This window comes from Neptuniibacter sp. UBA6509, assembly GCA_002435145.1.
Taxonomy (GTDB): domain Bacteria; phylum Pseudomonadota; class Gammaproteobacteria; order Pseudomonadales; family Balneatricaceae; genus Neptuniibacter.
Genome location: DJLT01000030.1, coordinates 1 through 4,246, shown reverse-complemented (window position 1 = coordinate 4,246; position 4,246 = coordinate 1). Strand labels below are relative to the sequence as shown.

The 4,246-nt window shown below is 43.9% G+C and carries 3 protein-coding genes; all 3 read left to right on the top strand.

Annotation, left to right across the window (positions count from 1 at the left end):
• The first annotated feature begins 162 nt into the window (after positions 1-162).
• Positions 163-438 carry a hypothetical protein gene (locus B4K11_RS03795; RefSeq protein WP_292950141.1) on the top strand — a complete coding sequence of 92 codons (276 nt, stop codon included), beginning with the start codon at positions 163-165 and terminating at the stop codon, positions 436-438.
• On the top strand, positions 435-3,839 hold the full coding sequence (locus B4K11_RS03790; protein WP_292950139.1) for a hypothetical protein: 3,405 nt from the start codon (positions 435-437) through the stop codon (positions 3,837-3,839). Before B4K11_RS03795 ends, B4K11_RS03790 begins: the two co-directional genes overlap by 4 nt.
• Positions 3,840-3,842: 3 nt before the next feature.
• Positions 3,843-4,246 (top strand): hypothetical protein (locus B4K11_RS03785; RefSeq protein WP_292959243.1); only part of this gene is annotated, 404 nt, incomplete at its 3' end.

Sequence of the window (4,246 nt, the reverse complement as noted above, 5' to 3'; positions counted from 1 at the left end):
TGAAAACACAGAACACTTAGTTGATATAGCTACGGGCAAAATCATAGCCGCAGCTATAGGTATCGATTACCAAACTAAGTTTGCCCAAAAGCAGCAGCTAATGCGCGCTATAGCTAGCGCATCCACTGAAACTGAGCTTAACGCGATTACCTGGAGCTAAGGATGTCTAAAACTATCGAATTGGAACTAGACGAAAACTATCAAGTCATCGCTGACAGCATTGATTACAGCACCGCGACAGTACAAGTGCGCGGCTCAAATTCAGCAGAAATAATCGTTGATGAACGTACCGATGCTGAACGTACAGCCGATGAAGACAGCATGGGCGTCATATACGGATCGTTAGAGCGCGCTCCATTCGCAGGTTGGGATGGCGAAATAAGAGCACGATGCCCGCACGGTAAACAGAAAACAAAAATAGCGGTAATTTTGTCATGAATATAGGTCACGAAGTGGGCGTGACCGCTCAGCAACCTGGCAGCGTCGGTCACATCATACCCACAAAAGATAATGTGCGGATGATTCCAAAGCTTGATGGGGTGAGTAAACACTACAGGTTTGCTAAAACTATTGTGGGCGATGGTGCAGGCACTATCACACTACGCGGTAAACTGTCTGATATAGACGCGACCGTGAAGCTGCTGGACGGTGAAGGCGTACTCAATCGCTTATATGTAAACCTTAATGATAGTACCGATGTACTATCTGCAGGCACGTTGACTGTTGAAGTTAATGAAATAGATAACTATGCCATTTATGACGAAGTAGTTGAGATTCTCGTATCAGGTGATTTAACCGACCTTGAGCTGGGTACCTTGTTTGCTCGATTTAATGGTACTGAGTGTGCGAAATTCCAGCCGTTTTACATATCGTATCAAGATGATTCCCAGTCGTTTGAATTCGATTTTACGAAAGCTATAGCTGCTTATGTATTGCCTGAAGGGTTTGAGTTTAAGCGCAACATTGTATTAACAAATATCAATGCGTCACTTGATGGTACTGAGCCAAATTATAAGACCATTTCGCTGGGCTTGGGTGCTTCTCTTATTTCTGGCGACCCTGTTTTTTATCGCATAACTATTACTAACCATACGCAAGGAAAGCTTAAAGTTAACGGTGAGCTAGAAGATTCTCCGTGGTTTGGTGCTAATGGTGTTTATGAGGGTGTAATTACTGATCCTGGCAGTTACATATCTACACAAAGCGCGGCTGATGGTGATCGGTTTGCAGGGGATGTTAAAACCGAAATCTACAACATCCCCAACGCTCTATTACTGCAAAGCCCTAGTGCTAACCTTGCTGATGATTTCGAGCCGATGGTGCAGCGTGGTGATGGGCACTGGGTAGGTACTAAAAACTACTTTGGGCCATCAAATCTTGACGCATCATGGGATGTTTCTGGGAGAACGTACACTAAAAACGCAAACGCTTGGGGAGGGTTAGGAGAGAACTGGAGTGTTGGGACAATACAGGAGCCGGGAGATTGGCAGATTAGCTATGACCTTGATGGCTCAGCTATTGAGTTATATACGCGAAACGAGACAGATACAGGTAATACACCTACGCCTCTTGTATCTGGTAATAACGTATTTGATTTTTCTGTGCCATTTAAAGGGATTTGGTTTGATTCTAATACAGCGCTCGGGGAAAGCTTGTCTCGCATAAAGCTTAATCCAAAAGTAACGCTCTCTGATTATCTCCTTAAACGCTATCAGATTGAGCAAGCTGAGGCTGCGATTGCTGCGTATCAGGCGAAGAATAAGAGTCGGTATATTACTAATACAGACAGTGTTGATGACCATATAGCAGGTCTAAGTGCCCAACTGGGCACTGATTACTATGTCGAGTGGGAATTTGTTTCAGATATTACAGATAGCATAGGTTTTTTCGAAGATGCTGAAACAGCGAATGATAATCAACGTCTCAGTATTAATAACGCTGGCGATTTAGTCCAAAAGATAGATGGAGCTTATACAAACTACGGCACTATATCTGATTTGGTAGCCAACTCAGTTCATAGATTAGGGATGTTAAATAGTGCAACTGAGTGCGTGATTCTTCTAGATGGACAGCCTGTTGCGACATCTGGTAGCCGCCCAAATCCCCTAATAGAACTTTTGTTTAAGCAGGGCACGTATTATTTTTCAGGAAAGGTTTTAGGTTTTACAGTTATTGACCATGAATCACCGCTCCCGCTTGGTCAGGGGGGGCAATCCTTCTTTATGCCTCTGGATGATGAGCCGGGGACAATTGCAGCAAACAAACTTGGCTTAGATAAGAAAGGCAATATTGTTGCTAAAGATGGTGCGGCTAGCGTTCTTATTGATTCTAGCGATTTGTTCAAAGCCGGTAACGCTACGTTGGCTGGAGACACAATAATAACCACTGCAGAGAACTGGAGTTATATTGCTCGCGATTTGACTACTGTTATAGGGCAGACATATGTGCTCCATGCGCTTGGAAGTGTTTCTCAGGAAAATGGTTTATGGCAGGCCCGTGTATGGGATAGCTCGGATGGGTTCGTTAGTTTAGCGGCTAAAGAAGCAGCTAATGGCAATGGGGTTTATTTAGCATTCACTGCTACCTCTACCGAGTCACGCATAGCAATTGAGAGGCGGCTTGGGAATGTTGTCGGGGATACTATACAGGCGGTTATATTGGATGTGTACGCAGTCTACGGATACGGAGAATGGCAGGGCTTACCAGCTGATTTCTCAAGTACCGAGCTTTATACGCGCAATGAGCAAGGTGCTTATGTTAGCGCTACTGAAACGCTATCCCTCTCCGCAGAACTTCAGCGCCAACACGATCTTTCGATTGTTGAAAAGCAGATTGAAAAGCAGCTAGCTAAAGCTGAAAAGTCTATGGTGCTGGCTGAATTAGATGGCGTTAACGACTATCCCAGCGCGCCAGAAAAAACACTTACAGGTGATTTTGATTTAACGTTTTGGGTTAATTCATCTGATCTATCAAGTGATGTCGCGCTAAATGATAGCGCAAAATTCGCACTAGATGGTGAAGAGGGATACTCGCTAATCTACATTGATAATCCAGACGGTCTTGAATTTCTTATTGGTAACTCAGGAACCGGATTTTCACGCCACATTTTCGGTGGCCAAACTGACATTTTCAATGGGTTTTTGAATCAAATAACAATCTCAAAACGAGGCTTGGCGCTGAGTGCGTTTCTAAATGAGGCACAACAGATCGGCTCAACGATAACGATTGAAGATGTGCCAATCACGATTGAATGTAGTTTTTTTGGTGGATTTGGACGCTATTTGAGCGGACATGCTGGACCTATCTTAATAAAGGACTATGCAGACCCTAACAGCTCAAGTTTCTACGTCTACAATCCCGCTGGTTATCTTGAAGATAAGTTGCACACTGATGGCAGCATGGATGGTGTTTATAACGGTATGCCTGCTGATTTCTCTAATATTCAGAAATGGACTAAGAAAGGTGATGATTGGCTGGGGCCTGCTAGTAATGATCTCCGACCTTCCCTTTATGGAGCTTCTGAAAATCTCAATTTTACTGTTGATGGTAATCGAGTCAGAGTGGAGCGTATTACAGGGGTGGGCTGGGGCGGTGTCAGCATGAGGGTTGGGGGCGAAACTATTGCCCAAGATTTCTATGTTGGAGTGACGTTTAACGAAGTTATTGGTGGCGATTGGAAGATCAATAACAATGAGGCGGTTTACAACCAGTCTTTACAGTCTTCTCAGATAATCACATCAAGAGATAACGGTTTCATCATTATAGAAGATAGAACCCCAGTTTTGGGTGAAGTGTTAGATGCAACTTACACAGTCAAAAAAGTAATCAAAGGAGCATAACAAATGAGCTTACAAACATTAATTATCGCATCTTCACCGGTTCTTGCTGTGTTTCAGGAAGCAGCTGCTAACTCAGGCTGTACAGTTACACAGCTTGGTGAAAATCTGTATCTATCAAGTTGGCGCTGGTCTGATATTGAAAGCTATGTTGAAACTGATTTAACGATTGATCCGCTATCTGTTGGAATGGCATTGAATACAGAAGGTGAGGAAGTAGAGACGCTTTTCGATCCCGCAAATACTCAGCCCCAAGAGATAACAAGTAATTACCTACTTGGCATCAAGCGTACTGATGAAGACGGGCTGTTCTTTCCACCAACAGTAGAGCCCGATCCTGAGCCACGCTATAAGCGTGTAATGAACGCAGAAGAGTTCGTCAGAGACCTATTAGGACTAGAAAACTGGAT

Coding starts and splice junctions, on each gene's coding strand:
- B4K11_RS03795 (WP_292950141.1), top strand. CDS start 163: ATGTCTAAAACTATCGAATTGGAACTAGACGAAAACTATCAAGTCATC.
- B4K11_RS03790 (WP_292950139.1), top strand. CDS start 435: ATGAATATAGGTCACGAAGTGGGCGTGACCGCTCAGCAACCTGGCAGC.